At 70.2% G+C, this 2307-nt stretch carries 1 protein-coding gene and 1 pseudogene; both read right to left on the bottom strand.

Annotation, left to right across the window (positions count from 1 at the left end; genetic code table 11):
• Positions 1-37: 37 nt before the first annotated feature.
• A complete protein-coding gene (locus tag WA805_RS08620; RefSeq protein ID WP_422340957.1) occupies positions 38-1459 on the bottom strand; it encodes a sensor histidine kinase in 1422 nt (473 codons plus the stop codon).
• A gap of 452 nt (positions 1460-1911) precedes the next feature.
• Positions 1912-2307: pseudogene (locus WA805_RS08615) on the bottom strand (hypothetical protein); the annotation flags it as partial.

Raw genomic sequence — 2307 nt, 5'->3', positions numbered from 1 at the left:
CTCGGACGTGCACCGGGCCCTGGAACCTGCCCACGTATCACTCCGGTCCGGCCGGATGCTCCGATGGCGTCCTTGGCCGGCGGATGGGAAGGCGGACCCGCAGCACCGTTTCGCCCGGACGGGAGTCGATGCTGATTGTGCCGCCGTGCCGCTCCACGACAATGCGCTGCGCGATGTCGAGCCCGAGACCCACGCCCTGGCCGGCGTCCTTGGTCGTGAAGAAGGCCTCGAACGCACGGTCTGCCACCTGCCGCGACATGCCCCGGCCGGTATCGGCGACCTCGACGACGACGAGGCCTTCCTCAGCCCGCGTCGTAAGCTTTAGCGTGCCCGGCCCGGCCATCGCGTCCACGGCGTTATCGACGAGGTTGGTCCACACCTGGTTCAGCTCGGCGGGGTAGGCCTCGATCTGGGGGACGTCCGGACCGTAGTCGCGCATCACCGTGATCCGGTCGCGCAGCCGCTGGCCGAGCATCACCAGCGTGCTCTCGAGGCCTTCGGTCACGTCGACGCGCTGCAGCGACGCCCGGTCCATCTGCGAGTAGGACTTGACCGTGGCGACGAGCTCGGAGATGCGCCGGGCCGACTCTTTGATCTCCGACAGCAGCGCGGTGGCGGTCAAGGCGCTCGCCACCCACTCCAGGCCTGGCTGCAGCGCCGGTCCGGGCAGCGCGGCCGCCGCTCGCTCGCACCAGGCGCGATCCGCTCCGGCGGTGGCCAGCGGCGGGGCGATCATCCACTCGTCGGCCACGCCGTGCTGGGCCAGCCACTGCGACAGGGCGTCCTCGCGGTCGGCCAGGGCCAGCAGATCATGCATCGCCGCTGCGGGCTCGATCTCGCCGCGCAGGGTATCGAGCGCGATGAACTGCCGGGCCGAGATCTCTTCTCGCGCAAGCCTGCCAAGACTAGAGAGCAGCGTCTGGCATGCGGTCTCCAGGTCGTCCACCGACCGAGTCGCGGCCGCCGCCGGGTTGTTGATCTCGTGGGCGAGGCCGGCCGCGAGCTTGCCCAGGGTGACCAGGAACTCGCGCTGCCGCGCGGCCGACTCGATGGAACGCGCGGTCTGGTAAAGCCCCGCGATGAGGTGGCCGCCGAACGGGAAGAACGCGCTGACCCACTCACGCAGCACGCCGGCCGGCACCCGGAGGAGCCGGCTGAGGGCCGACGCCCGGGCGGTGGCCAGGTAGACGCCGTGCTCGTCCCAGGCGCGGAAACCGCCCGCCCACCGGCCCGGGACGTGCATCTTCCCGACCACGGCGTCCTCGCCGCCAACGCGCCGTACCAGGTCGATGGCACCATCGATGAGCACCCACCAGAAGTCCGCGTGCTCACCCTCGCGGAACGGCTCGGTCCCTGGCTCGACGCGGACCACGGTACTGCCCGCGACCAGATCCGCGAGCTGATCGTCGGTCAGGCCATCAAAGAGGCTGAGAGCGCGGATCTCGTCGATGCCGTCCATACACTCCCTCCCCGTCACCAGTGTAATCAGCGCGGGCCTGGCCGCCAGGGATCTCAGCCGTGCGTTGCCGGTGTGCTGTGCCCGGCACCGGACTGGTTCTGGCTCATGGGCTTCCCTTCCGGTGATGTGGCCGAGTACCGGTTCGGACTCCCCTTTCACAGGCACGGTGCCCTGACTGTCAGGTGGCGAACGCGGACAGACACGCTGGTGCGGCGGCGAAGGGATGCGGCTGCATTGCATGGAGATACCCAAGCCGACGGTCCCGCAGACCGCTCCCATACGTTCGTGACCAGGCGCTGCCATTCGGGCTGCTGAACTTCGGCGCGCATTCGCCAGAAGATAGCGACGATGCGACAGAACATTCCGTTCAGGCGCAGCCCAGCCGGACCCTCGAAGGCTGCGGGATGCCGCGCCGAACGGCGGATATTTTGCGCTGCCTGTCGCCGGTCGCGTCAGGCAGCCGACTGAACCTCAGAGATCGCAGCCCGATGTCCGAGGGACGTGCCCGTCTGCGTGCCGTTGAGCGCGGCCAGGTAAGCGCGTACCCGCTGGGCCCGTGGCTGCCCCACATGCAGCCGGGCGCGGATCGCGCGCACCGACGGCACGCGCTCGACCGCGAATGCCTGCGCAGCCCGCACCTGCAGCGGACCGGTATCCGGCATGCACCCAGGCTGCCCGCCCAGGGCCGTGTCGGTTCCCGACAGCCGGGCAGAGCGGATGATCATCGTGAGCAGCTCGTAGGAGCCGACCGGCGCGACCGCCGGCCACGCGGCCACCGCCGCACCCGTCAGGCCGTGCCCGAGACCGTGAGCGACGTTCGCCCCCAGCGTCGCTGTGATGCCCAGCCC

Origin of the sequence: Trebonia sp. (assembly GCF_049794275.1) — a bacterium.
GTDB lineage: Bacteria > Actinomycetota > Actinomycetes > Streptosporangiales > Streptosporangiaceae > Trebonia.
Note: the sequence above shows the minus strand (reverse complement) of the source record. Positions and strands in the feature narration are given on the sequence as shown.

Bases quoted from the DNA above. Each gene is read 5' to 3' on its own strand.
- WA805_RS08620 (WP_422340957.1), bottom strand. From the start codon at position 1,459: ATGGACGGCATCGACGAGATCCGCGCTCTCAGCCTCTTTGATGGCCTG.